18 protein-coding genes are annotated in these 26,790 nt (G+C 52.9%); 2 read left to right on the top strand and 16 right to left on the bottom strand.

What is annotated here, in order from left to right:
* Positions 1-101: 101 nt before the first annotated feature.
* Positions 102-992: a helix-turn-helix domain-containing protein gene (locus QMO62_RS02280; protein ID WP_284638436.1), complete on the bottom strand. Its 891-nt coding sequence runs from the start codon at positions 990-992 to the stop codon at positions 102-104.
* 111 nt (positions 993-1,103) lie between these two features.
* On the opposite strand from QMO62_RS02280, the gene QMO62_RS02275 reads away from it, so the two are divergent.
* Positions 1,104-3,170: a glycoside hydrolase family 31 protein gene (locus tag QMO62_RS02275; protein WP_284638435.1), complete on the top strand. Its 2,067-nt coding sequence runs from the start codon at positions 1,104-1,106 to the stop codon at positions 3,168-3,170.
* A gap of 67 nt (positions 3,171-3,237) precedes the next feature.
* On the opposite strand, the gene QMO62_RS02270 is transcribed toward QMO62_RS02275, so the two are convergent.
* The 6 genes from QMO62_RS02270 to QMO62_RS02245 form a co-directional block, all read right to left on the bottom strand.
* Positions 3,238-6,483: an alpha-mannosidase gene (locus tag QMO62_RS02270; RefSeq protein WP_284638433.1), complete on the bottom strand. Its 3,246-nt coding sequence runs from the start codon at positions 6,481-6,483 to the stop codon at positions 3,238-3,240.
* Between the two features lie 107 nt (positions 6,484-6,590).
* Positions 6,591-7,976: an ABC transporter substrate-binding protein gene (locus tag QMO62_RS02265; RefSeq protein ID WP_284638431.1), complete on the bottom strand. Its 1,386-nt coding sequence runs from the start codon at positions 7,974-7,976 to the stop codon at positions 6,591-6,593.
* Positions 7,977-8,119: 143 nt separating this feature from the next.
* Positions 8,120-9,727: a response regulator gene (locus QMO62_RS02260; protein WP_284638429.1), complete on the bottom strand. Its 1,608-nt coding sequence runs from the start codon at positions 9,725-9,727 to the stop codon at positions 8,120-8,122.
* Positions 9,724-11,478, bottom strand: a complete 1,755-nt coding sequence (locus QMO62_RS02255) for a cache domain-containing sensor histidine kinase (protein WP_284638426.1) — start codon at positions 11,476-11,478, stop codon at positions 9,724-9,726. Before QMO62_RS02255 ends, QMO62_RS02260 begins: the two co-directional genes overlap by 4 nt.
* Before the next feature lie 75 nt (positions 11,479-11,553).
* The gene (locus QMO62_RS02250; RefSeq protein ID WP_372516642.1) at positions 11,554-12,438 is read right to left on the bottom strand and encodes a carbohydrate ABC transporter permease; all 885 of its coding nucleotides are present in this window, start codon (positions 12,436-12,438) and stop codon (positions 11,554-11,556) included.
* Positions 12,439-12,461: 23 nt separating this feature from the next.
* On the bottom strand, positions 12,462-13,382 hold the full coding sequence (locus QMO62_RS02245) for a carbohydrate ABC transporter permease (protein ID WP_284644835.1): 921 nt from the start codon (positions 13,380-13,382) through the stop codon (positions 12,462-12,464).
* Between the two features lie 203 nt (positions 13,383-13,585).
* Between QMO62_RS02245 and QMO62_RS02240 the strand changes: the two genes are divergently transcribed.
* Complete coding sequence (locus tag QMO62_RS02240) at positions 13,586-14,524, top strand: DMT family transporter (RefSeq protein WP_284638424.1); 939 nt, start codon at positions 13,586-13,588, stop codon at positions 14,522-14,524.
* A 54-nt stretch (positions 14,525-14,578) separates the two neighbouring features.
* Here the strand turns inward: QMO62_RS02240 and QMO62_RS02235 are convergent, their stop codons facing one another.
* The 9 genes from QMO62_RS02235 to QMO62_RS02195 form a co-directional block, all read right to left on the bottom strand.
* Complete coding sequence (locus QMO62_RS02235; RefSeq protein WP_284638422.1) at positions 14,579-15,964, bottom strand: family 43 glycosylhydrolase; 1,386 nt, start codon at positions 15,962-15,964, stop codon at positions 14,579-14,581.
* A gap of 47 nt (positions 15,965-16,011) precedes the next feature.
* A complete protein-coding gene (locus QMO62_RS02230; RefSeq protein WP_284638420.1) occupies positions 16,012-17,331 on the bottom strand; it encodes an ABC transporter substrate-binding protein in 1,320 nt (439 codons plus the stop codon).
* 104 nt (positions 17,332-17,435) lie between these two features.
* Positions 17,436-18,290, bottom strand: coding sequence for a helix-turn-helix domain-containing protein (locus QMO62_RS02225; protein ID WP_284638418.1), 855 nt, complete (start codon positions 18,288-18,290; stop codon positions 17,436-17,438).
* 100 nt (positions 18,291-18,390) lie between these two features.
* Positions 18,391-19,518, bottom strand: coding sequence for a glycoside hydrolase family 88 protein (locus tag QMO62_RS02220; RefSeq protein WP_284638416.1), 1,128 nt, complete (start codon positions 19,516-19,518; stop codon positions 18,391-18,393).
* Between the two features lie 56 nt (positions 19,519-19,574).
* Positions 19,575-21,185, bottom strand: coding sequence for a response regulator transcription factor (locus QMO62_RS02215; RefSeq protein WP_284638414.1), 1,611 nt, complete (start codon positions 21,183-21,185; stop codon positions 19,575-19,577).
* Entirely contained in the window at positions 21,178-22,995 is a 1,818-nt protein-coding gene (locus tag QMO62_RS02210; RefSeq protein WP_284638413.1) for a cache domain-containing sensor histidine kinase, read from the bottom strand. Before QMO62_RS02210 ends, QMO62_RS02215 begins: the two co-directional genes overlap by 8 nt.
* Before the next feature lie 497 nt (positions 22,996-23,492).
* The gene (locus QMO62_RS02205; RefSeq protein WP_284638412.1) at positions 23,493-24,866 is read right to left on the bottom strand and encodes an ABC transporter substrate-binding protein; all 1,374 of its coding nucleotides are present in this window, start codon (positions 24,864-24,866) and stop codon (positions 23,493-23,495) included.
* A 135-nt stretch (positions 24,867-25,001) separates the two neighbouring features.
* Positions 25,002-25,790 carry a carbohydrate ABC transporter permease gene (locus QMO62_RS02200; RefSeq protein ID WP_372516700.1) on the bottom strand — a complete coding sequence of 263 codons (789 nt, stop codon included), beginning with the start codon at positions 25,788-25,790 and terminating at the stop codon, positions 25,002-25,004.
* 57 nt (positions 25,791-25,847) lie between these two features.
* Positions 25,848-26,789, bottom strand: coding sequence for a carbohydrate ABC transporter permease (locus QMO62_RS02195; RefSeq protein ID WP_284638408.1), 942 nt, complete (start codon positions 26,787-26,789; stop codon positions 25,848-25,850).
* Position 26,790 lies beyond the last annotated feature (1 nt).

The following is a 26,790-nucleotide window of genomic DNA, read 5'->3' as shown; positions in this document are numbered from 1 at the left end:
AATAGCAGCGGTCTTGGCGGGAATTCCCTGTATATTGCCTAGTATGTCCCTTGGGCGGGACCCCCATTATCGAAGACGCAAGACGGACTTCCCGACACGGGTCAATCGTTTCCGAACTTGCGGATTTTGCTGCTCCGATACTTTAATGGGGTCGTACCGACCACCCGTTTAAACAATTGGATAAAATAGGAGCTGTTGGCCACCCCGATATTTCTTGCGATCTGCTCCACGGAGAGCGTAGTCGTCTCCAGCAGCCGGCATGCCTGCTTCATACGGCGTGCGGTCAAATAATCCGTAATGCTGCTGCCTGTTTCCTGACGAAAAATCCGGGAAATGTAGTTCGGTGACAAGTGCGTCTCCTCCGCCAGCCGTTCGAGACTGACCTCCTCATGATAATGCTCCTCAATCCACCGCATCAGCGTCTCCGAATAACGAAGGGCCCGCCGGTCCTGCGGCTGCAGCCCGGGCTTCTCCCCCGCCGTCGGCACCGATTCGGGAAGCGTATGGATGATCTGAAGCAGCAGCATGGTAAGCTCCTCCAGATCATCTCCTTTTCCTCTCTGCTTGGCCTCATCGTATTGTTCAAAGATGCTTTCCATCATCCCGGTCCGGTTGTTCAAATCAAACACGTGGGCTCTGTTCGAGCTTTGCCATAACGCTTCGAAGCGGGCGAGCCGGCTTGGGAAGGAGCGTAGCAGCTTTTCCGCCAGCAGCGGATCCGCGTAGAAGATGGACCGCACATAAGGCCGCTCCGGGGATACCTCCGCATAAATCTGATGAAGCTGGTACGGAGGGAAAAGAAAAAACCGGCCCCGCTTAATGTCAAACGTGTGCTGATTGACGACGACCGTCCCTTTTCCCTCATGGACCAGCACGAACTCGCAGCATTGATGAAAATGATAATATCCTCGAAAATTGTGCTCCGTACGAATATCGTAGTCCCAGAATATGCTGGACGGAGCCAGTGCAACAGGTTCGAACAGCCGATTCATGCTTCCACCACATTTGGATAAGATTCAAACATTTTCTCATAGTTTATCATAACTTTTCACGGAAAAGTACGGATATAATCGTAGATAATATCGCAGAAAAGGGGAAGACCTATGAAATCGATCGCAAATGGCATATGGCGGGTTCGCTTCGGCGAACCGGAAAAACACACTCCGGTGCAGCTTCGTGAGACGGTAATGCAAACGGAAGCGCTGGACCGGCTTGGCAGCGAGGGAGCTCCACCCTTCACCGAGCATGAGATCGGCATCAGGCTGAGCAAACGGGGCATTCGTATCGAGCTCCCAATGTCGGCGGAGGAGCATATTTACGGCTTCGGTCTGCAGCTGCACCGGGTCGATCACACGGGACGAAAAAAGGTGCTGCGCGTCAACAGCGATCCGGTTGCCGATACCGGGGATACGCATGCCCCTGTACCGTTCTATGTCTCGACGGCGGGCTACGGCGTGTATGTAGACACCTCCCGTTATGCCGCCTTCTATTGCGGGACAAACCTGCGCAAAGGAGCCTCCGAGCACAAGAAGCAAGAGCAGAAAGCTATCGGCACCTCCGAGATCGAATTATACGGCTATCAGGTATCGGAAGGAAACCGCTCCGTCGTGGTCGACATCCCTTCAGCCCAAGGCATCGATGTGTATTTGTTCGAAGGGCCCGACATGGCGACTGCAGTACAGAGGTACAATCTGTTCTCCGGCGGAGGCTGTCTGCCGCCCGCTTGGGGCCTCGGCATGTGGTACCGCGCCTACAGCGCGGCCAAGAAGGAGGATGTCATGCGTCTGGCCGCCACGTTCCGGGAGGATCGGATGCCGGTGGATGTATTCGGCTTCGAGCCGGGCTGGCAGACGAAGGCTTACTCCTGCTCCTTCGTTTGGGATGAAGGCCGCTTCCCCGACCACGAAACGATGCTGAACGAGCTCTACGGCATGAAGTACCGGGTCAATCTGTGGGAGCACCTCTTCGTCCATCCCACCTCGCCGCTGTATCAGGATTTAAAGCCGCATTCCGGCGATTATGAGGTGTGGGAGGGACTCGTGCCGGATCTGTCCGTTCCGGAAGCCAAAGCAAAGTTTGCGGAGCATCACCGCAAGGAGTTCGTCGACAAAGGCATCGCCGGCTTCAAGCTCGATGAATGTGACAGCTCGGACTTCGTGCATTCCAACTGGTCGTTCCCGGATGTAACGGAGTTTCCTTCCGGCATGGACGGAGAGCAGATGCACAATCAGCTCGGCACGCTGTACCAGGCCGCCATTCTGGCTCCCTTCGAGCAAGCGGGCAGAAGAACGTTATCCCAGGTCCGTTCCTCCGGCGCTCTCGCTTCGCCGTATCCGTTCGTGCTGTACAGCGATTTGTACAACCATAAAGTATTTATTCGCGGGGTCGTCAACTGCGGTTTTTCCGGTCTGCTGTGGTCGCCGGAGGTGCGTCAGGCCGAATCGCCCGAGGATTTGATCCGAAGAATTCAGACGGCCGTCTTCTCCCCGATGGCGCTGCTGAATTGCTGGAGAATCCCGAATCCTCCGTGGATGCAGGTTGACAGGGGTAAAAATGTACGCGGGGAATTTCTGAACAATTACGAGCACATTCGCGATATTTGCCGCGCGCTTTTTGAAACCCGTATGGCTCTCATTCCTTATCTGTACGCGGCCTATGCCAAATACCGTCTGGAAGGAAGGCCGCCGTTCCGCGCGCTCGTCATGGACTACCCGGACGATCCGAATACGTTCGGGATCGATGATGCCTATATGATGGGCGAATCGATGCTCGTCGCTCCTATCGTGACAGGCACGACCGAGCGCACGGTATACCTGCCGAAGGGCGTCTGGCGCTGCTTCTGGACAAACGCCGCTTATGAAGGCGGACAATCCTACAACTTCGCTCCCGGACTCGAACGGATTCCGGTATTCGTGAAGGACGGCACGCTGCTCCCTCTCGCCGAGCCGCTGCCATATGTAGCGGATGGCGCCGTCTTCGACGTTACGCTGCACAGCTACGGGCAAGGCGTACAGGAATGCGTCCTGTATGAGGACGACGGCTGTTCCTACGCATATCGGGAAGGACAGTACAATTGGGTTCGCCTCCGCGTAGATGCCGAAGGCACCGTACACACGCAGCGTACCGGAAGCTACGAAGGACGGCACTATAACATCATAGGCGTGAAATAACAGACAGCGGAAAAACCCCTTATTCATCCTGAAATGGATGGCTAAGGGGTTTGCGCCTGCCGTCAGTCTACTTAGACGTAAGCAGAAACGTTCGAATTTCGTAAGGCTTCAAGTAGAAGCTCAGCTCAGCCTCTTCGTTTTTGGGCCCTAACGGGCGCTCCATCAGATCGAGCTCCTGCCAGCTTGCGAGCGGCAGCTCACTCGCAATCCGGACCTCTCCCCGAATACCTGCGTATTCATGCAGTCGAACGATAACTCCGTCCTCGTCCTCCGCCTTCTTTATCGCATCGATGAAGGCCTCGCCGTCCCCGCTCAGAGACAAGAAAGAGAATCGGCTGCGGTTTCCGGGCGCGCCGCAAGCAACCTGCAGCGGCTGGTTCAAATCCCAAGCGGACTGTACCGTGTCTCCTTGATACCAATCCCCTTCATGCGGCAGCAGGGAATAAGTGAAAAGGTGGTTGCCCTGATCCGCGTTCGGATCCGGTACCATGGCCGATTTAATCAGCGTCAGTCGCATGACGTTTCCTTTGATATCATAGCCGTACTTGCAATCGTTAAGCAGGCTCACCCCGTAATTGCGCTCCGACAAATCCGCCCACTGATGAGCGACCGATTCAAACCGGGCGTAATCCCAGCTCGTATTCCAATGTGTCGGTCGTTTGACATTGCCGAATTGAATGTCGTAGGTGGCTTCCGGAGCATGAATGGCAACCGGGAAGGCTACCTTCAGCAGCTGACGCTGCTCGTGCCAGTCCACCTTCGTTTCGAAGTCGATTCTCCGGTCTTGCGCGTAGAAGATCATGTTCTGGCGGATAACCGATTGCCGGTAGGTCCATTCCAAAGCAATGACCGTACGTACCGGGCCTATCTCCTCGATCGTCAGACGGTTCAGCCGCTCGACCGGCGACATTTTCTCCTGATAGAAAATATCGATATCCCATGCTTCATGGCGGCTCTTCGGCTTGTCCTCAAACACTTGAAATACGTTGCCTGCCTGGCCTTCCGCCAGCACGTCACGCCGGAATTTCTTATCATACAGCCGTATCAGCTGACCTTTGTCGTTCCACGACAGCTCGTAATAAGGCGTGATGAGCCCGTTCTCCGTCTGACGAAACGGAAGCTCAGCCTCCTCGCGCTTCGTCTCGCCCGGTACGAACGTCAAGGTAGTGTAGCCCATGGATGGAACCTCGGACAAATGAAGGTAGGAGTACCCATCCTTGACTTGCGCCGCAAGGCTGCGTTGGTCGGCATCCACCCATGTCCCGTGAACACCGAGCGGAATACGAACCACGCCCGAGCGGTTCCAGGAAGCGCTGTTCAGCACCGTGAACCGCTGCTCCCCGTTTACCGGCACTTCTTTGGCCGCTGCCGAATTCACCTCAGCTTCCGTCGAACCGAGCCACAGCTGCTCCTGCAATCCGCAGATGTCCCCGGAACCGGAGCCGTCCGTTAGGCGGGCTGTCGCATCAAGGCAGACCGACCTTCCGAGCTCGAACGCCTCGGAGTATTCCGCGCGCGAATCCTCATATACCTCCCCGATGGAGGAACCTGGAATAATATCGTGAAACTGGTTGCGCAGAATGATTTGCCAGCCCTTGTCCAAGAAGCTCTTCGGATAAGCTGCCCACCGGCCAGTTTCGGAACTTGTCAGGAGGCTGCTCAGCACACTCATCCATTCGGCTTCGCGATAAAGCAGCTCCAGCTTGCGGTTGGCCCGCTTGTTATACGCTTGGCTGGTATAGGTTCCCCTGTGCAGCTCCAGATAAAGCTCGCCGTCCCAAGTATGGACATATTGATCGGTTTCGGCGATCGCTCCCTTCAGCTGCTCGAAGTATTCGTCGGCGCGTCCCGTGACGACGTTAGGAATGCCCGGCATATGCTCCAAGCGTCGGCGCAGCTCCAGCATCTCGCGGTTGACCCCGCCTCCGCCGTCTCCGTAGCCGTAGGCAAGCAGTAGATTCCGGTTGATATCCTTGTCCCGGTATCCCTCCCAAATGCCCTGAACGGATTGCGGAGTGACGCTGCCGTTATACGTATAATAGAACGCCCCCTCGCTGCCGCCGGGATCCGGAGTCGTGATGAAGTGAGTCAGCACCTCGCTTCCGTCAATCCCCCGCCACTGGAACGTATCGTGCGGCATCCGGTTGTACTGATTCCAGCTGATCTTGGTCGTCATGAACATGTCGATGCCGGATTTGCGCAGGATTTGCGGCAATGCCCAGCTGTAGCCGAACACGTCGGGCAACCACAAATAATTGCATTCCACGCCGAATTGCTCACGGAAGAAGCGGGTCCCATACAGCAGCTGCCGAACCAGCGATTCGCCGGACGCGAGATTGCAATCCGCCTCCAGCCACATGGCTCCTCCAGCTTCCCAGCGTCCTTCGGCTACCCTCTCGCGGATTCGTTCAAACAGCTCCGGATAGTCCTCCTTCAGATACGCGTAAAGCTGAGGCTGCGTTTGTAAAAAAATATAATCCGGGTACTGCTCCATAAGTCGAAGCACCGTAGAGAAGGAACGAGCCGCTTTCTCCCGCGTATGGCGTAAACGCCACAGCCATGCGACGTCAATGTGCGTGTGCCCGATGCAGCGCACGGTTACCGGGTGATGCTTCGGCATCTCCTGCAGCTGAGTCCGAAGCAATGCGGCGGCTTCCTTCACGGAGCGATAAAATTCCTCGGAGCCGGGAGAAGACCAGTCGAGCAAGAGGAACGCCCGGTCCAGCGCCGACAATAACGAGTGCCGATCCGCATGGTTCTCATCCAGCAGCTCCACCGTTTCCAGCACAGCCCGGCCCGTATAGTATAAATCATCCGTGTCCTCGTCAAGCCATCCGATCACGGCACGCTTGATCTGACTCTCGATAGGAGCAGCCTTCCCATACCCGTTCAGACCGGACCACAGCCGAAACCGGAACTGGAGCGTTTGTCCGGGAGAGGAGGCCGGAAGAAAAACCTCCTCATGATTGCTGTCCACTCCTTGATAAGGCTCGCCGTTCAAGAAGAGCAGCGATTCGAAGCCGCTGTTATTTCCCGACCCGGTCTGACCGAAATCAAACCGTCCATGCACCTTTTTTCCCATCCAATCGGCAGGGATTTCACAATCGAAGGCAAGCCACATATACAAGTCGCGGCCGCTCCAGCGATCGCCGATTCTCGCTTCCGACCATTCGCCGTCCTCCGGCGGATACACCCCATTGGCTCCGGCAGGATCCCATTGCTTGCGCATGGACGGGACCTCCCGCTCCTCCCGGTAACGAAAGGCTTCCAGCTCCCTGATTCGCGCGGCTAGCTTTTCTTTGGTCCAACGCATTCGACTCTTCCCTTCCTCCTGATCCCCAAGATGAGCAAACGACAGTCCTCAGCACCCGTGCATCGGTACCGAGAACTGTCATTTTCATCGGGAATGTATATTATTGGTTACTTCGCCAGCGTTCCCTGCAGCTTGCCTGCGTCAAAATCAGGAATCGGGGCCGCTTTCGTATCTCCTGCCGCCTTCGCCTTCTCCAGCGCAGCATTATAACGGTTGCTGAGATCCTGGGTGATTTGGTCGATATCACCGCCGGTGATGATATATTTCATAAATACGTCCGACTTCTTAGGACCTTCGAGCCTTCCTTCGGAAATAATGATCGGAGCGGCCGGGTAAATCCCGTCGAGCTTCGTAGGCAGGAAGCCTTGAATGCTCGGCACGTCAGGCACCTTCGCCTGTGCATTGACCGAAGGGATAACCGAGATACCGAAGCCCTTCTCATGATAAGGCGTTTGCACCTCGTCGCTGTAGATCATCTCGATCAGCTTCCATGCCTTCTCTTTGTTAGGTGAATCCTTGCTGATCGCCAAATAGCTTCCGGCAATAACTTGTACTGCGCCGTTTTGCTTGCCGTCAATGGTAGGAGGCATCGCTCCGGCCCAGCGGATGTTCGTCGGGAACTGATACTTATAAACGCCCGGCTCCCCGGAGTGGTTGAAGTACATCCCGATTTTGCCCTGAGCAAACTGTGCGCGAAGCGGGTCGATATCGAGCGATTCCGAGCCCGGCAGCATGCTGCCGTCCACCTTCATCTGACGCAGCGCTTGCGCCACCTCTTTGTACATGCCGAAATCGAATTTGCCGGTCTTGAAATTGTAGCCTTCATTGCCGTCCGGCTTGCTCAAGCTGGCAATGGTGTACGCCACGCGCTCGAAGCCTGTCGGACTTTTAAAGTTACCTGCAAAGCCGTAAGCCCCGATGTCCTTCCCGGCTTCCGTGATTTTCTTGGCGGCCGCGACCATTTCCTCGAGCGTCTTCGGCGGCTCCTTAATGCCCGCCTTTTCGAACAGATCGATGTTATAGATGAGTCTCCAGAACTGTCCGATATTCGGAAGCGTATAAATCTTGCCCTCGTACGTATTCTTCTCGTCGATCAACAGGTTGGCGAACTTCTTCTTCATGTCCTCGCTCATATACCCATCGAACGGCTCCATGTAGCTTTTCTTCACCCAAGTTGCCAGATTCGCCGAGTCGACGCGGAATATATCGGGCGACTGCTTGCTCGCAAAGGAGATATCGACGGATTGGACATAGTTATCCGCCATGACCTTGAGCTCCACTTCCGTGTCCGGATACTTTTGCTCGAACTTAGCAAATACCTCTTTCAAATAGTCGACATCATGACGATCGTTCGTCCAATAGGTCAGCTTTGTCTTTTTACCGCTGTCTGCGGCATTGGTTCCGCCCTTACTCGGCTCCGGTGCAGAAGCGCAAGCCGCAAGTGCGCCGGCCAGAAGGACGCTGATTCCTGCTTTTACCCATGACTGTTTCATTCCATGCTCTCCCTTTTCCCTGATGAATTCAATGCACGCTTTCATTATAAACAACTCCGTCCTCCGGACAGGAAGGACAAAATAACTTTCAAGGGTAGGAGAAACGACTTTCCTGACTCGGCATTACACGGACGCCGATAACCTCAAGTAGAGTAATGGGTCCGAAACTCGGTTGGCGTCATGCCGGTATGCCGCTTGAACAGCTCGCTGAAGTAAGGCCGGTCCTCGTAGCCGAGCGCCAGGGCGATATCCTGCACCTGCTTTCCTTCGAGCACCATCTCCTTCGCCCTGTCCATCCGCTTACCGATGATATATTGGGCAAGCGTTTGGCCCATCTCTTTCTTGAACAGGCTGGAAAAATAGCTTGGGCTCAAATGGACGGACTGGGCGCATTCCTGAGCCGTGAGATTGCGGTGCAGATTCCGTTCGATATATTCCACGGCTTGGCCGATCAAATGTCTGGCGTCACTGTGCTGCCGCTTCGTCATGATGGAGCAGCCGAGGCCGCAAAAATCCTCAATCCGGCGCTGCACGTCGGTGAAGGAGGCCGGCTTGGATTTGATGATGTCCGCCAGCCTGGCCTCAAGCAGCAGCTTGTCCTGCTCGGTCGCCTTCTCGACAAAGATGCGCAGCATGGCGTGGGAGAGCTCGCTGCACAAGGCCCGCATCATTTCCGGCTCGGGCGGGTTATGGCTCCAGTCCTCCCAGATGTCCTGCAGCTGCTCCACCGACTTCGCTCCATTGCCCGACCGAAGGCAGTAAAATAACGCCTTTTCCTTCTCCGGCGACAAATAAGGCAGCGCGGAAGCGTGGTCTGTCGTATAGCGGTATACACTGTCCCCGCCCGCATAAAAGCTGTTCGTCAGCGCGGCCAACGCCCGTTCGTACGAAACGTTCACTCTCCAGGCCTCGTTTACCAAGGTGCCGAGCCCGATCGAGATGGTCTGATGCGTATACCGCGATATATTCTCACGGCACAGCTCGGCAAGCGCCTCGCAGTCCATTCCCCCGGGCGGATTCACCACCATGACGAACTGGTCGATGCTCTCCCGGAACACTATCCCTTTCGTATGCGTAGATACGGTCTCCTCCAATATGTTCTGGACCGCAAAGCGGATCAGCTCCACTTCATTGACGGGAAGCTCCTTCGTGCGCTCGGCGAATTGATCGATCTCGGCCACCATAGCTACGACCTCGTTCTCTTTCATATCGATATTCAGGAATTCCCACTGCTGACGGAGTCTCGTCTGTGTGCTTCCGTAGCGGACCAGCAGCTTCATGTACTCCTGTCTAAGGAAAGGCAGGCTTTCTCTCAGCTTCAGCTCCATGTCCGCCATCTTGGAGGACATGTCTCTTTCCCGAAGGATCTCTTCCTTGGCGGCGAGAACGGCATCCAGAACCTCCTGCTTCGTAAACGGCTTAACAATATAGTCGAAGGCTCCAAGCCTAACCGCCTCCTGGGCATAGGAGAAATCCGTATAGCCGCTCATATAGATCAGCTTCATCCAGGGGAATTCCTCCTGGATCCTTTTCATCATCTCGATACCGTCCAAATACGGCATGCGGATGTCCGTCACGATAATATCGGGGCGCACCTCGCGGATCAACCGCAAGCCCTCTTCTCCATCAAGTGCCGTAGCCGCAACAATAATCCCGTGCGCCTCCCAATCCATCTTCGTCGTAAGGCCGCGGACCACCGTGGGAATATCGTCTATCACACAAAGCTTGATCGGCAGCGCTTGATTGCTCATCGTTCCTCCTCCTTCATAAACATCGGGATCGTCAGCATGATTTCCGTCTCCACGTTCGGCTCGCTTCGTATGGCGAGTCCCGCCCGGGCCCCGTAATATAACATCAGGCGCGTACGCACGTTGGACAGCGCATACCCTTGGCGGGCCGCCGGGTCCATGGTCAGTCGGTTCACACGGTCTGCATCCATGCCGCGTCCATTATCCAGTACCCGGATGATCAGCGAGTCCTTCTCCTTGCTTATGACAATCCGAATCAGGCCTTGATGCCGGATTTCCTTCAACCCGTGCAGAATCGAATTTTCTACGAGCGGCTGCAGCAGTATTTTCAAGATAGGCGTATCATGTAATTCGGGATCGCATTCGATCGTGTATACGAATAATTCCTCATAGCACTTTTGCTGAAGCTTTAAATATTGGCTTACATGCTCTATCTCCTTGCCGAGCGTCGTGATCTCCTGACCGCTGTTCAATCCCAGACGGAACAATAACGACAGCGAAACCACCATTTCCTTCACATCGTCATATTCCTCCATCTCACATTTCCAAAAGACGGTATTGAGCGTATTGTATAGAAAATGCGGATCGATTTGGGCCTGGAGCGCTTTGACCTCCGCCAGCCGCTTCTCCTTCTCCTGCTCGCGAACCTCGGTTATCAGCTCGCCGATCGTTCCCAGCATGCGGTTAAACTGATTGCCCGCTTCGCCGATCTCATCCATAAACGGACTATCGAACCGGGCGCTCAAATCGTTCTGCTCCACCCGCTTCATGACGTGCTGCAGCGTACGCAAGGGCTTCAAGAGCATATAGGAGAGATACCTGGCGAGAAATAAAGCGATCACAATACAAGCCGCCATGCTGAACCAAATAAACCATTGAATTCGTTTCATCGGCTTCAGCAGCTCTTGCTTGGACTGATAGCCCACCAGCACCCAATCCTCGGCAAAATTGGACTGCGCGTAATTGATCAGCATAGGGCCTTCGGAGGTATCGATTTCAAAATGACCCGTGTCTTGCTCGGCGAATCTTTGCTGAAGCTTCGGCTCTTGAAACCACCTCGGCTGAGGAGCCGACGAAAGGACGCTCTCTCCCGATTTCGTCAGCAGCATAAAGCTCATGGATTCGTAGGAGGAATCCTGATGCAGCAGCTGTTGAATGCGATCTTCTTTGACATTGGTTATGACATAAACATCGGACATATAATAATCGCTTAGCGGGCGCATGATCAGGCTGATCACCCGGCTTCCATCCATGAACAAAGAGTCCTGGTGTCCCGGTATCCATTGCGGCCTGGGATCCTCTTTAAGCTCGCGGTACAGCGGGGTTTGCTGGAACGGAACCTGGTACTTGCGGATTTTGGTGGTCGGATAAAAATCTCCTATCGGTGTGGACAGCAGGATGGAGTCAATCGATTGCTCCGTGATTTGTACCTGCTCGAACGGCCCCTGCATTAAGGAAAGATTCGTAAAATACCGCTCACGGCTTCGCGTCTGCACATCCCGCATCGTTTGCTTGTAGGCCTCGCTCAGCATGAGCGTTGAGGACGCTACAATGATTTGCTTCAAGCGCTCATCCATGACCCGAACCGACTTATCCAGCAGGTCTTGGCTCAGACCGAGCGCACGCTGTTCCATGGCACGGGAGGCGTAATAATTAGACAATAACCCTGTGACGGCAATGCAGAAGACAATAAGAAGGGTAAAGGAAACCCAAATTCTACGGTTTAACGTGCTGCGGTACATCCACTGCTTCATCCTGCGTTATCCCCCACAAAAAGAATAAAACTCTAGCAGCCGCTAGAGTCTATCGATTTTTTCTCTTCCACTCGATTATCCTTTGACGGAGCCGGCCGTCACCTGCATGAACGACTTGTTGGCGAAAACATACACAAGCAGGATCGGAAGCAAGGAAATACACGCGCCCGCCAGCATCAGCTGCTGCTCGGAGGCCTCCCCCATCCCGTATCGCAGGCTCGCAAGACCAACCGTCAGCGTCTGCAGGTCCGGCTGCGTCATCGTGAACACCAGCGGCAAAATATACTCATTCCAGGCATTACGGAACGTAAACAGCGCCGTGACGCCGATGGCCGGTGTCAATAGAGGCAGGATAATACGCAAGTATACGGTATAAAAGTTGCATCCGTCAATCAAGGCGGCTTCATCCAATTCCTTAGGAATCGCCTTAAAGAAGCCGATCAGCATGAAGAAGGCCGTAGCATGGGCGCTTACAAGCAAAATCACGACGCCGAGCAGCGATTTCTGGAGATTCAAGCTGATCATCAGATCGAACTGGGGACGCAAAACGACCGCACCGATCGATACGAACAACGTGCACGATTGAAGCACGACATAGAAGCGCTTGCCGCGGAAGGGCACACGATCCACCGCATAGGCGGCCATGGAGGCAACCGCTATGGTACCTACTGTCGTCAGTGTTCCCACAAAAAAACTATTCCATGTAAATTTTGCAAAATTGGCCGAGTTCCATGCCTTTACATAGTTGTCGAAGCGCCATTCCTTCGGCCAGAAGGTAGCCCCTGTCGTCAAATCCAGATTCGTCTTCAGCGAGCCCAAGATGGCCATCAGAATCGGAAAGACGGTGAAGGCCATTACCGTTAAGAGAAACAGCCACAGCACTATCGTAGACAGCAGTCGGGCAGGACGAAGTGTCCGCTTGTATGCTTTTTCTTTGCTAACTTGCGCGATCGCATTCATTGTTGATCTCCCTTTCGCTCGGATCAGTACATTTTGTTCAGCTTTCTTGACAGATAGAAGTACACCAGGGTGATCAGGCCGACAATCAGCGCTGTAGCGAAGCCTACGGCACTACCGTAGCCGAACTGCTGGGTCGTAGTCAGACTGCCTGCGGATACCGGGAAGAACAGCTTGTACAGGTACAGGTACATAACCTCCGTCTTGCCGTAGGGTCCCCCTTCCGTCAGCACCATGATGCTCTCATAGCCCTTCAGTGAAACGGTAATGGCGAGCATGATGATCATCTGCATGACCGGACCCAGCATCGGGATCGTCACATGCCAGAGCTTCTGGGCGGCGTTGGCGCCATCCAGCGAAGCCGCTTCGTACAGATCGTCAGGGATGCTTTGAAGCCCTGCGATGAACAGCAGCATGTAGTTTCCGACGGCCCCCCAAATGGCGATCATGATCGAGGTCAGCATGGCATAATCCGGACCGAGCCAATCAATCGAAGCGGAAGCCAGGCCGTATTTCACCAGAAGCTGATTTACCGTACCGTTATACGAATTAAAAATGACGTAAAAAACGATCGACATCACCGATGCGCTAATAATCGTAGGCATGAAATAAACGGCTCTTAGAAACTGTCTCCCCTTGATCGCCTTATTCAAAATGACCGCAAGGATTAAGGAAAGCGGAAGGGTGACAACGAGCTTGCCCGCCGCATAAATAAACGTGTTGCTAACTGATGACCAAAACTCCGCATCCCTCATCAACCGCTCAAAATTCTCAAGTCCTATAAACACCGGCTGGCCATACCCCTGATAATCGTAGAACATGTATTTCAATGCCCACGTAATGGGATAGACTCCGAAGATTAAGGTTAAAGCCAAGCTTGGCAAAATAAAAATCCAGGCATTCAGCTGCCGCTTTGCTGTTTGCACTTCTTCTCCCCCTGTCTGCATGTTGTGTGTGTTTATCATAAACGGAATCGCGAGCGGATCGTTATGGAGAATCCGACTAAACGAAGGGGAGAAAGCTACTTTTTTGCCGAGCGGAAAATGAGGAAGCATCTTGCCGATGACAGGGCAGTCCGCTCCGTGATAGGATAGAGGGATCGATTTTATTCACTTTATACTTATGTATGTAGGAAGCAGGGAAGCAACGAATGAAGGCGGAACTATTTTTTAAACATCCGGCAGGGATCGCCGCTGCGGCCATCGGCTCGACCTTGTTGTGGGGAAGCGCGATCCCGATGATCAAGGTAGGCTATGCCTTAATGGACATCGCTCCGGGAGACATGCTCAAGCAGGTGCTGTTCGCAGGCTACCGATTTACGCTGGGCGGACTGATGATCCTTTTTCTTATGGTCCTGCTCGGCCAATCCTTGGCTATCGTCCCCAAATCCGTCGGGATGGTCTGCGCAATCGGCGGAGTGCAGACGTTTATGCAATACGTCGTATTTTACATCGGGTTAAGCTCGAGTACAGGCACCTTCGGCTCGATAGCGGCCGGTGCGATCTCTTTCTTCCAGCTCTTGCTGGCGCATTTTTTGTTAAAGGGCGACCGGCTGAATGCACGTAAGCTGACCGGTATGCTTCTCGGCTTTCTCGGGCTGGTGCTGCTTTCTATGAAAGGCGGTGGAGCGCTGCTGAATTTCGGCGCAGGGGAGCTGCTGCTGCTGATTGCAGCGTTCTGTGCGGCTTGCGGCAATATCCTGTCGAAGCTCGGCTCGCAGCGCTTGAGCATTTTCTACATGAACGGATATCAAATGCTGCTCGGAGGCATAGGTCTTACTGTCGTCGGACTCTTCAACGGGCACTGGATGCCGTTCGAGGTGAATGCAGCCGGAATCGCCATTCTGGTCTATCTGGCCTTCGTATCGGCGGCCGGCTTCGTCTTATGGAATTTGGTGCTGAAATACAATTCCGTCGGGAGCATCTCGATGTTTCTGTTTTTCATTCCGGTGTTCGGGGTGCTTTGGTCCATGCTGCTGCTGGATGAAAAACTCAGCTATTCCGTTATCTTCTCGCTGGGGCTGGTCAGCACGGGCATCATTCTGATCAACCGTACACGTCAGACGGCTGCAATGACGAAGGAGCAATAAATGCAGAAAGCGGAGCCCGCATCTATGCGCGGCTCCGCTTTCGTCTATATTTCTTTAGTCTATCCGTGCGCCATACTGCTCTGCGAGCAAAAACGTCTGGGCAGCCGTACCTTCCTCTCCCGGCAGGACATCCGCAACATAACCATTCCTATCCGAAGTTCGACTCCAGGTCAACCACTTTCCGGTTTCCCGGTGCTGCAGCCTGCAACCGCCGCCGGAAGGCTCCGGCACGATTCTCCAATGCTGACTGTCTTCCTCCGGCCGGTCCGTTAGGAGCACTACGGAGTCCTCATCATGCGACTGCGTTCCCATATACTTGCCGGTAGCCCGATGCCGGATTCGAACGTATCCGCTGTCTGCCTCCTCCCGCCTCCACAGCTGAGACTCGTCGCGGTAGGAAAGCTTCTGAAGGACGATTCGGGAATCTTCATCGGCAGGAGCGGCGTAACGCAGGGAACGGGAGCGAATCCGAAACACGCCGCTGGGTGTCCGGCTCGTTTCCGCCGTTCCTGTACTTAAATCGACCTTTAGCGTGTCAGCCCAGTGAAGCTCCATCGTTGTAGGCGTTGGAAAGTGAAGCGGCAGCAGCACATAGGAGGACGCATGATAATCGCTGGGATCCCAGCGGTCTCCAAGGTATAGATATGTCTCGGATTCTGTGCCTTTCACCGGTAAAATATAGGATGGCTGTGTATCCCATGCGGTCGGTCCGCCGAAATCAAACAGCTTCGACCATCGTCCGGTCAGGCTGTCGGCGAAGGCATACTTGGCTTGATTCGGCTCCCAGCCCGTGCAGCCCGAGGTAATCATGAAGTACAAGCCATCCCGTTTCAAGACGGCCGGGGCCTCGCGGTATTGTCCGGGCCAAAGTGTTCTCACGTGCTCGTCAACGGACAAATAATCGTCGCTCAAGCGATACATATGCAGATCCGCATTTTCGCGAGAAGCGGAGATGAAGTACGCGGTACCGTCGTCATCCACGAACAGCGTACAATCTCTCGACATATGTCCGATCGGATTGAAGCTCCCGTGGTATACGTAATCTCCGTCCACCGTATCGCAGGTGGCAACGGCGCAGCGCGCCGCACCGTAATCCTTCCCGTTCTCCCAATGCATCCACATGACAAACTTGCCCGTTGCCTCGTTGTACACAACCTTCGGTCTTTCCATATTGCAGCCGGTTCCCTTATCTCTATCGGTAACAAGCTCAGGAGACGTTCTGGTTTCGATGGGCTGAAACATGGAATCGAGCGTCAGCACGTTGCCGCGAAATTCCCATTCCGTCATATTCTTGGACCGGTAGCAGGCTACACGGTTTCTCCCCTGCCGGTTCTCGCCGAACCAATACACATATTCGCCCATGCGAAGCATGCCGCCCCCGTGCGCATGAATCGGATTTCCGGATGTGTCTGTCCATAAACACCCGTTCGATAACCTCATACTCTTCACCTCTTCGGCAGGATGTAAAGCCTTAAACCGGTGCAAGCTTACTTTTTCCCTGTCGCGGCATCCACCTGCCGGATATGGTTTTGTATGGCTTCGTCTGCATTGCGCAGGGCTGTGTTGACATCCTGTTCCCCTTGGAAGAATTTCGCCGCCGCCTCGTTCAGAAACTTCCCGGCATCCGGGTATTTGTTGGTTGCCGTATAGGCGGGAATGTACCGGCCTTTAAAAATCGCTTCCGTATGCTTTCCTTGCAGCACCGGCATATCCGCTCCAAGCTCTTTTCGGATGCTCTGCTCCTTCAGCACCGACATTTTGCCCGACGCCCGGGTCAGCTTCTTCTGGATTTCGTCCGAGGTAATCGTCTCGATGACCTTGAAGGCCGCATCCTTATGCTTGCTTTGCTTCGTGACAAACATGACGTGCTGGTCGACCATTCCGGCTGCTTCCGGCTGATCCGGGTGTACGGGATACTGCGCCATATCCCAATTCAAGCCCTTAGCCGCATCGGACTGCAGCAGATTCAGGTTATTGCCCGTGGCGAACATGGCCAACGTCCTGTCCTTTATAAACTGATTCCGCTGATGGACATTAGGCACTCCTTCATTGAAGGGAATGGTATTGATTTTGTATTGGAGCTCGAGAATTCGTTTCCACTGCTCGTTATTGACGTTCGATTTCCCGTCTTTCACCGCTGGCAAAGCGATCTGAAGGGCCAGCTTGCCGTGTCCGTCCGTATCCAATCCCCGGTAACGAACACCTTGGTCCTCACGGCTAACCCGTTTGGCGAGGGCGATCGTCTCCTCCCAGGTCATGCCGTCCTTGGGGTACTCTACGCCGAATTTATCGAAAATGTCCTTGTTATAATAAAGCACGTTAAAATTGGCATCGTAGGGCAAAGCTACGAGTCCGCTTGGATTGTATCCCCGAATTGTATCCAAGTAAACGCTGTCAAATCGGTTTGCATCCAGGTTATGCTTTTTCATGAGCGGCGTTTGGTCCTCCACCAGATCCAAATCCTGATAATCCGGAATCAGATTCACCCAGGTAGCCACCAAATCGGGAACGGTGCCCGCAGCGATCATTTCCTTGATGTTCTCTCCCTTGAGCATTTCGATTTCGATATGAGGATACTTCTTCTTAAGCGGCTCCACGATCAGCGATTGAAAATCCGCCTCCGTAATCTCCGACCACTTCTGCGCCATCAAGAGCTTGACCGGCTCCTCCTGCTTAGGCTGCGAATTTGCAGGACTTTGCTCCGACGGCACTGTAGAAGGTGCCCCGCCGCCGTTCGTACATCCCGCCATCCATCCGAAGCTCAGGACAGCCGTTGCTATCAATGCCGCATGATATCGAAATTTCATGATATGCCCCCTCGAATAAGAAATCGTATCGCTTATGAAAGCGTTTCATGAAGCCATCTTATCACTGTCCCTCAGGAGCAACAATTAATAGACGAACACAAAAATTACAATTTTGCACTCGCTTCGCCGGAGCGATACCTAAAGGGGGTGACCCCAACATGCGAACGGAAAAACGTAGAGAAGTATGCGGGGGAGGAAAAAGCCAATGCTTCGGCAATCGCCTCAATGGAAAGCGTAGTTTCCTGCAGCAGTTTTTTTGCTTTTTCCACTTTCACCTTCATCAAATAATGCTTGGGAGAAACACCGTACACCTGCTTGAAGCACTTGGTCATGTAATTCCGATGCACGTGCAAACGAGCCGACAATTCCGACAGGAGCACCTGCTCCGTCCCGCCGGAGGTTTCCAGCACATAAGCGACCTCGGTGGCAATCTGATACCTCGATAAGGAGGTCGGCGCATTCATCGCGGTATCTGGAATCACGATCTTCTCCAGAATGAATGCAAGAAACTGCATCATATTGGACTGCAGGATCATTTTCTGGGTAAAGGCAAGCTCCTCCTCCGAACGAAAAAGCGAGATCAGCCTCTGCATCCAGCCGTGAATTTCTCTCCTGATGTCCGGGGACTGCTGTACGCTGGCAATGGGCTTCCGCAGGGCATGGAATAAGGAATGAACCTCTCTCGGCTCGACATCAAAATGGAAATTAAAAAAGCGGCTTTCCTCGTGCGTTTCCAAATAATGAAGATCATTGGAGTTTATCAGGATGAAATCCCCCGATTCGAGAGAGTATTCCACTCCGTTCACCCATTCGCTCATGCGTCCGGTTTCGCAATATAAAATTTCAAACAACGGATGCTTGTGCGTAGGATACGATGAGCCTTTCTCCGCTATTTTGTAGAGCACATTCCAAATATGAAACGAGGTGAAGAAGCCGGAGTAAAAGAAATTTTCTTTCATGTCTGCTCCCTTCCGAAAAAAGAAGAGCCCGAAAGGCGACCTTCGCCCTGAGCTCTTCTAGTTAGCCGTTGATTTGTGCAGCCTATCTCTTCTTTCTACTTTACCAGAAGAGCTCTCCGTGACCAAGCAGCCTTGAGAGGCCTTCGACGAAATAGTAGTCTCCGTAAATCAGCGGTACGTCCATATTTTTCCGTTCGGGGTAATGACTCGTTCCATGCAGGATGAGTCCTTCTTCTTCATCCGTTTCCCAAGAACCGTAATGGGCATAGAGGGAATGCAGAATTTGTTCTCCCGAATTCCGGTAAAGGCTCCGCTCTTGCCCGGACACCTGCTCTGCAAGCAGCAGCAGGCCGCAGGCCGCGCAGGCTCCCGCCGAGGAATCGCGATAGTCCGGTACTCCCTCCGGCAGCCGGAAATCCCAGTGTGGCACATGATCCTCAGGCAGGTTGGCCATAAAGAAGTGCGCCACCCGCTTCGCCGCGTTCAAATAACGCTCATCCCCCGTATAGCGATAGCTGAGGCTCATCCCGTATAAGGCCCAGGCGGTTCCCCGAGACCAGGCCGAGTCCGGCGCATAGCCTTGTCCGCCGTTCACGCTAAGCTTCTCGCCGGTTTCCGGATCGAAGATCACGATATGGTTAACGGAGCCGTCCGGGCGGATAAAATGAGCAAGCACGGTATCCGCATGGCGGACCGCAATATGCTTATACCGCGGGTCCCCCGTCACTTCCGTGGCCCAATGGAGCAGCGGCAGATTCATCATGCAATCGATGATCGCCCAGCCTTCATTGTGATCCCCTTCTCTCCATGGATTCCACGCCCGAATATAGTTACCCTGCACGTTAAAGCGCGCAGCCAATAGGTTCGCAGCCAGCAAGCCGCGGCGCTTGGAGTCTTCCTCGCCGAGCAGCTTATATCGGGCTACACTGGTCAGCGTCCACATGAAGCCGATGTCGTGATCCAGCTTATAATAATCGCTGATCACCTGATCCAGCTGCCGCTCACAGGACTCCGCCAGCTGTTTGAGCGTCTCGTCCTTCGTGTCCCGGTACAGCAGCCACAATAAGCCGGGCCAGAAGCCGGCCGTCCACCAGGAAGGTGCCTCCAGAACATATTTCCCGTTCTTGCTCGCATGCGGGAACCCGTCGCCGATCCGCTTGCTCGTCCATGCTACCTTCTCCACCGTCCGGGTCCAAGCTTCCTGAACCCAATGTTCCGCCATTTTCATGTTTCATTCCCCGCTTTATCGTTTTTTTCACGCCCGCAGCCTTCTGCGTATAGGCGTTATCCCTCGCCACGGTATTCGTTCGGTGTCATCCCGGCAACGGATTTAAACATCTTGATGAAATAGCTGTGATTCTCGTAGCCGAGCGTTTCACCGATCTTCGCAACGGATAAATTCGTTTGATCCAGCAGCTCTTTGGCCCGTGCCACCTTCATCCGGTTTACATATTCGATGAACGTCTCACCCGTTTCCTTCTTGAACAGACGGCTGAAATAGCTCGGATTCATATACAAATGCTCCGCCACCTCATCCAAGCTGATCTTTTTGTTCAGATGAAGGGAAACGTACTGGCATGCATCCAGCACCTCGGTGCGCTTGCTCAGCACCTTCACCCCTTCGACGATCACCAGCGAGGATTCAAAAAAATGAATCATCCATTGCTTGATTTCCTCCAGCGTGTCCATCTCCAGCAGTTCACGGTGCAATATCTCTACGGAAAAATGATTGCGGAACAACTGCATCGCTTGAAGCTTAAGCTTCAAATCGAGCACCAGCTTCAGCAGCCAGTCCTTCACCGTTTCCGGACGGAAGTGGCGGGATTTGATAAAATCGATCCACTCCGTTACCACCGGACGGGCTGCCGCGCCGTTGCCTTCAATCAGCATTTCCCGGAAGCCGTTGACCGCATCATCATAGGAGGAATAAAGCACGGATTCCTCGGTAAAAGCGACCGGCGTCTTCTTCTGAATCGACTGGCTGCTCATATAGAAGCGTTGGCCCGCCGAGCCCAGCAGCTCCATCAGCTCATGCTTTAGCTCAATCGGACGGATGCAGGTTTGCCCGATAATAAAGGATAGCTGGATCTTCAAGGTTGCCTGTACCATCGATTGGATCCGCTTGAGCAGCAGCACGGCTTCATCGTAAGGATTGCTCTTAATCCCTCCGCCGGAGGGAATCAGCAGAAAGGACCTTAATACGTCATACGTGAAATGAACCGTATCCTTCCCTTCCGAGGCCAAAATCTCCTCCAATATATTATTCACGGCAAACCGGAGCACATCGTCCGTAACAAAACGCTGCCTGGCGAGCCGCTGACCGTCGATATAACACGCAATCGGCAAGCACACGCGGTCCTTCAGCTCCAGGCCGCAGGCGGCCGCATCCTCGAACCAGAGCTGCTCCGTCAGGATCGGCTCGTGAATCGTCGCGCGTATGAAGCTCTCCTTATGCCGCTCCTTGTTGCGGTTCACCATATTTCGCAGCTTCTGCTGATTTTCCATACTGTTGTGCTCTTCATCCAGCTTGCGCTTGTGCTGCTCCAGCAGCCGGCGCAAATCCTCGGGATCGAGCGTGTCCTTCAGCAGGTAATCCTGGACATTGAGCTTCATGGCCTGCTGAGCATAATGGAATTCACTGTGGCAGGTTAAAATAACCACATGCGTCGCCGGCTGCAGCTCCTTGATCGCGCGGATCAGCTCGATGCCGTTCATCCTCGGCATGCCGATATCGGTAACAATAATATCCGGCAATTGCGTTTGCGCCGCTTCCAGGGCGACGGCTCCGTTCTCATATTGACCTACGAGCTCTAAGCCCAGCTGCTCCCAAGGGATGACCTCCGACAGCAGCTCCAGTACCGGGTAATCATCATCCACCAGCATGACTTTATACATAGGCTGTCTCCTCCTTTTGCTTAGGGATGGTCATAATCACGCTTGTCCCCGCCCCCGGCTCGCTGTTGATCTCCATGCGGAACGATTCCCCGAACGTCATCCGCATTCGTTCATAGACGTTTGCCAAGCCTAAGCTGGAGAAGCCTTTTTTATCCGTTTCCGCCGTGACTGCCTCCCGTTTGATCAAGCGGTTTCGCAGTGACGTAAGCGCCTCCCCGTTCATGCCTTGGCCGTTATCCTCCACTCGAATGCACACATATTCCTCCTGAGCGGTTGCTTGAATGCGAATCGTTCCCGCCTTCTGACTCAGACCGTGAATCAGCGCATTCTCAATGATCGGCTGAAGAAAGAAGCGCGGAACCTCTTCGCGGAATGCATCCGCGGCGATGTCAATGTCCAGCTCCACCTTTTGCTTCTGCCGCATGTTCATCAGCTTCATATAGTCAATGACCATCTCCACCTCATCGTGAAGCGGAATATTCCCCTGATCCTGGATCGTCATGCGCAGCAGCTTGGATAAGGAGCTGATCATATCGGCGCTTTCCCGGTCCCCGCGGCCCAGCACCTTCATCCGGATCGAATTCAGGACGTTAAACAGAAAGTGCGGATTGATTTGCGCCTGCAGCATGTTCAGCTCGGCCTTTCGCTTACGGGCCTGGGTATCGGTTATTTCAACGATCATCTGCGAGATTCGGTCGAGCATCTGATCGAACGATTTGCCAAGCCGGCCGATCTCATCCTGTCCCCGGATGTGGGAGCGCAGATGCAGCTCGCCCTTCTGAACGGACGAAGCCACCTTGTCCAGCTTCAGGAGCGGCTTGGTAAATGCCCGCAAAGCAAGCATCAGCAAGATCAGGAACAGAACAAATGAAACGACCTGGAACAAAAATACGTTCTCGAAAATGGCGTTGATGGGTGAAATCGCCGTTCGGTAAGGTGACAGTGCTACAAGCTTCCAGCCGTTAAACACAATGTTATAGCTTGATATTAAATAATCGACATCGTCGATATGGACAATGTCGGGATCCGCATTTTTCTTGGATTGCTCAAGGTAAGTAAACACTTGTCCTACCTTGTCCTGATTGGAATGGGACAGGATGCGGTCCTCTTGATCCAGCAGCATGACTTCTTGGCCTGCCTCGAGATTTTGAAAATACTGGTGGAGTTGACTTTCCAATATCGAGACCACCACGTACCCGTAAATCGTCAGATCCCCATGCCGCAGCGGCCGCGCAACGGTCAGCTGGTACGGATTCGTCTTCTGATCGCTTTTAAATACGGTAGGAGTAGTCCCAAGCCAATAGGAATTGAAGCCATATACCTTGTTTGCTTCCTCAAGCCACGGTTCTTTCAGCAGCTTGTCCGGTTCGAATTCGTAGCTCTGATAGTTGGTATAGTACAAACCGTTCTTCAGAACCACGGTAAGGTAGCTCTTCTCGCCGGCGGCGGTCAAGCCCTCGATCATATTTAAAATTTCATTTCCCGCCACGTATTGCTCTGTGGTAAGAGAGCTGTATTTATCATATTGGGTCTCATTCAGCTGCTTTAGGAGCATTTGTGTGCCGGGGTCCAGCTGAATGTAGTTGATCAAATACAGCATGTACTCCAGCGTATTGGACACATTCCCGTCCACCAGCTTCAGTGTTTGTCTTGCATTGGATACCGCCTGATTCTTCACGGCGTCGCGGGTCAAGTAGTTGTATACGCTCATCGTGACCAGGGTCGGAAGCATAACGCACAGGACGGATACCAGAGTCAGCTTCGTGCGGAAGGACTTTATTGATAACAGGTGCAGCCAACGCCGGATCATCCCTTTCCCTCCCCTCTCCATCATTATAAAACTTCGTCTCACCCTAGCATAACGTTATATTGACATCCTATTCTACTATCTTTACTTCCTTTTGAAAATGTATGCGAAAAAAACGATTTCCATCGCATGATCCGTTCCTATCCCTACCGTTGATTGGATCAAAAGACATTCCGGTCGGGTCCGGGTCGAGGCGGTTTTTTTTCTCTTTGAACAGCACAATTGTGCAAATAGGCAGCTTTTTCCTATGGTTTCAATCAAAAAGAAAGAAGATTTCTGCGTATATACAACATTCCTGGGCCATTTGCCTCGGTTTCGGACATTGTGCCTTCTCAGAGGTGCCTATTCTCACAAATCTCGTTCAAACCTTCGTTTGGGATCGTAAATTTCTGCACAATAGCAGAATTGTATCCTTTACTTGGGGCATTTCAAGAACATAAAAAAAAAGCCGCCACCGAAAGCAGATGTTTCTACTTCCGGCGACAGGCCTCTTGAAAGTCTTACTTCTTATTGGAATCGATCAATTTCTGAGTGCGATCCTGCGAATTTTTCAGCATGGCATCGAGATTTTGCTTATCGAGAATCAGCTTCTCATATTCTTCGTTGATCACTTTATACACATCCGCTTGGAACGATGTCGGAGGAACCAGCTTGGATGCACGGGAGTTCGCCAGAACCGACTTCAGCGACTCTTTGTCGACCTTATCCGGAGATTTCGTGCCGGCCAGGATCGTATCGATGATCTTGCTCATATCTTCATTCTTCACTTTGTTCCAGGACGGAACATATTTGCCTTGAGCGATGGTGCCTTCGGTTGTGAAGTAACGAATAAACTGATACGCTTCTTGCTTATGCTTGGAGTTCGCTGCAACCGCCATAAAGTCGGTTGTCACCATGGAATAGCCGCTTGGATCGGAAGCGTTATTTTTCGGGAACGGAGCTACCGCTACGTTAAAGTTCAGCGGGAACTGATCCGTACCGCCGATTTCCGAGTTCATCCAGCTGCCGATAACGACCATACTTGCGGATTGGTTAAAGAACTGCGGACGATAGTGCAGCTTCTGCGAAATCATATCCGCATAAGGAACGGAGGACTTGTCAACCTTCTCCATTTGGTAACGGAGCTCAATCGACTTCTTGAACAAAGGATTCGTCAGGTTGGAAGTGCCGTCTGCTTTCAAGTAGTCGGAATTATCCGGCTGGTTGGCCAATGCCAGTCTTGTATACTCGAGCCAGCCGCCGCCCTGAGGACCGTGGAAATAGGTGCCGTAACGCTTGCTGGCGCCTTCACCCTTCGTCAGCTTCTTCGCATAGTCGGCGAATTGATCCCAAGTCCAGTCCTTCGGCACCTCAAGACCCGCTTCTTTCAAATGATCCTTATTCAGGAGCACATACCAAGGGTTGAACTTCCCGGGGAGCGCATAATATTTGCCGTTCAGCGCCGTATCTACCTTATATTCCTCGTTTACCTTGTAGCCTTCCTTTTGGATAAACTCATCAATCGGCGCTACCATGCCAAGCGCTACGCGCTGCGCGTACATCCCTGCTTCACTGAACATCATAACGTCCATTGCTTCGCCGGATGCCGCAGCCAGGTCGAGCTTCTTCGCATATTCCTGTGTGTCGCCCTTCTCGCTCAGGTTGACAAGCTCCACCTTGATGTTCGGATATTTAGCTTCGAAAGAGCTGATCACCTTCGTCCAAGCCTGCTGAGCTTCGCTGCCAAAGGCATGAAACTTGATCGTAACCGGCCCTGCTGCCGCCCCGCCGTTAGCCGCTCCTGCGGACGGTGCTTCCTTCTCAGCTCCGCAGCCTGCAAGCAAGCTAACGGCAGCCAAACCCGAAATCATGCTGGTCCATACTTTTCTTTTCATTTTAGCCCCTCCATCATGGTATTGACTATGAATTTTATATTAGTTGTCTACATGCTCATTATAGCTAGTAGAGGAAGCTGCCGTATGACGCGATATTTACCACTATCAACGTTATTTTTACTTCCTCCGAGAATACTATCCCTTCACGCCGCCTACGGCAATGCCTTCGATAACGCTTTTCTGACCTATAATGAATACGATCAGCAGTGGCAGAATCGCAGAAACCGCCGCCGCCATAATGAGAGAGTAGAACTCGCCGTTCATCGATGCGAACTTATCCACTGCTAGCGGAATGGTATACAGCTTGTCTGTACGGATAAAGATGAGCGGGTTCTGATAATCGTTCCAGGTCCAGATGAAGCGAAGGATCGCATAGGTTGCGATGGCCGGACGCACAAGCGGGAAAGCAATTTGCCAGAAGATGCGCCAGTGGCCCGCGCCGTCGATTTTGGCCGATTCGATAAAGTCGTTGTGCAGTCCCATAAAAAACTGGCGAAGCATGAAGGTACCCAGCACACTGAAGCTTCCTAGCAGGATCAGGCCCAAATGACTGTCAAACAGCCCGATATTACGGTATAAAATAAATTGCGGAATCAAAATCGCCTGAGATGGAACCATATAGGTAGCAAGCACGATCAGAAATAACCATTTGCCGGCAGGAAAATCTACCTTCGAGAAGCCGTATGCCGCCAGTGCGGACACGGCACAAGAAATCAAGGTGGTTAGAACGGAAACCTTAATGGAATTCCAATAATATACATAGAAGGCATATTGCCCGGCCCAAATTTCTTTATAGTTCTCCACCAGATTCCAACGCTCGGGAATCCACTGAATCGGATATTTGAAGACATCCGCCTCGATTTTGAAGGAAGCGGAGAGCATCCAGATGAACGGCATGAGAAACAAAATGCTGACACCCAGCATAATGATCGTCGTCACCAGCTTCGATACATTGATAGATTGTTTCACGGGGAGTCCCTCCTAGTAATTAACCCATTTCTTTTGACCGAACCACTGCAATACCGTAATCAGCAATACGCAGAGGAACAGGACAACCGCAACCGAAGATGCATAGCCTACACGGAGACTGACAAACGCTTGATCGTACAAGTAGTAGACGAGCATGCTGGTGGACTGCATCGGTCCGCCTTTGGTCAAAACCATAATCAGGTCAAACACCTTGAAGGTTGAAATAATCCCCGTTACGAGCAGGAAGAAAGACGTCGGTGACAACATCGGAACCGTGATTTTCGTAAATTGCACCCAGCCGTTCGCACCGTCGATATCGGCAGCCTCGTAAAGATCCTTAGGAATCGATTGCAAAGCCGCCATATAAACGATCATATTATAGCCGATCGAGATCCACACGGAGATCATCATAACGGAAGGTAAGGCAAATGCCGGGTCAGCAATCCATTTCGGCGGGTTATCGAATCCGAGCGACATCAAAAATTGATTTACCGGTCCGGCCGACGGATGGAACAAGACCTGCCATACGATCGCTACGGCAACCACGCTGGAAATGTAAGGCATGAAATATGCGACCTTGAAAAAGCTCTTCATATAGACATGCTTGTTAATGAGAATCGCCAGCAGCAGCGAGACGAGCATATAGATCGGCACCGTAAAAATAAAGATGAAGTTGTTCTTTAAGGAGATGAGGAAGCTTTCCTCCGAGAACAGCTTGGTGAAATTGTCAAAGCCGGTCCATTTGATTCCCTTCATACCGGCAACGAAGTTCCAATCTGCAAAGCTGAGCACAAATGTAGCCAGGATCGGCAGCAAGGTCAGCAGAGTGACCCCGATTAACATTGGACTTACGAATAAAAAGCCCGCAATGCTTTCTTTGCGACGCAAGGCATTGCGCTTCGGGCTGGCCTTTTTTCGGTCGGATAGTGAGACAGATGTGGTGGTAGTATTCACT

Origin of the sequence: Paenibacillus silviterrae (assembly GCF_030167925.1) — a bacterium.
GTDB lineage: Bacteria > Bacillota > Bacilli > Paenibacillales > NBRC-103111 > Paenibacillus_G > Paenibacillus_G silviterrae.
This window is presented reverse-complemented; position numbering and strand designations above follow the sequence as displayed.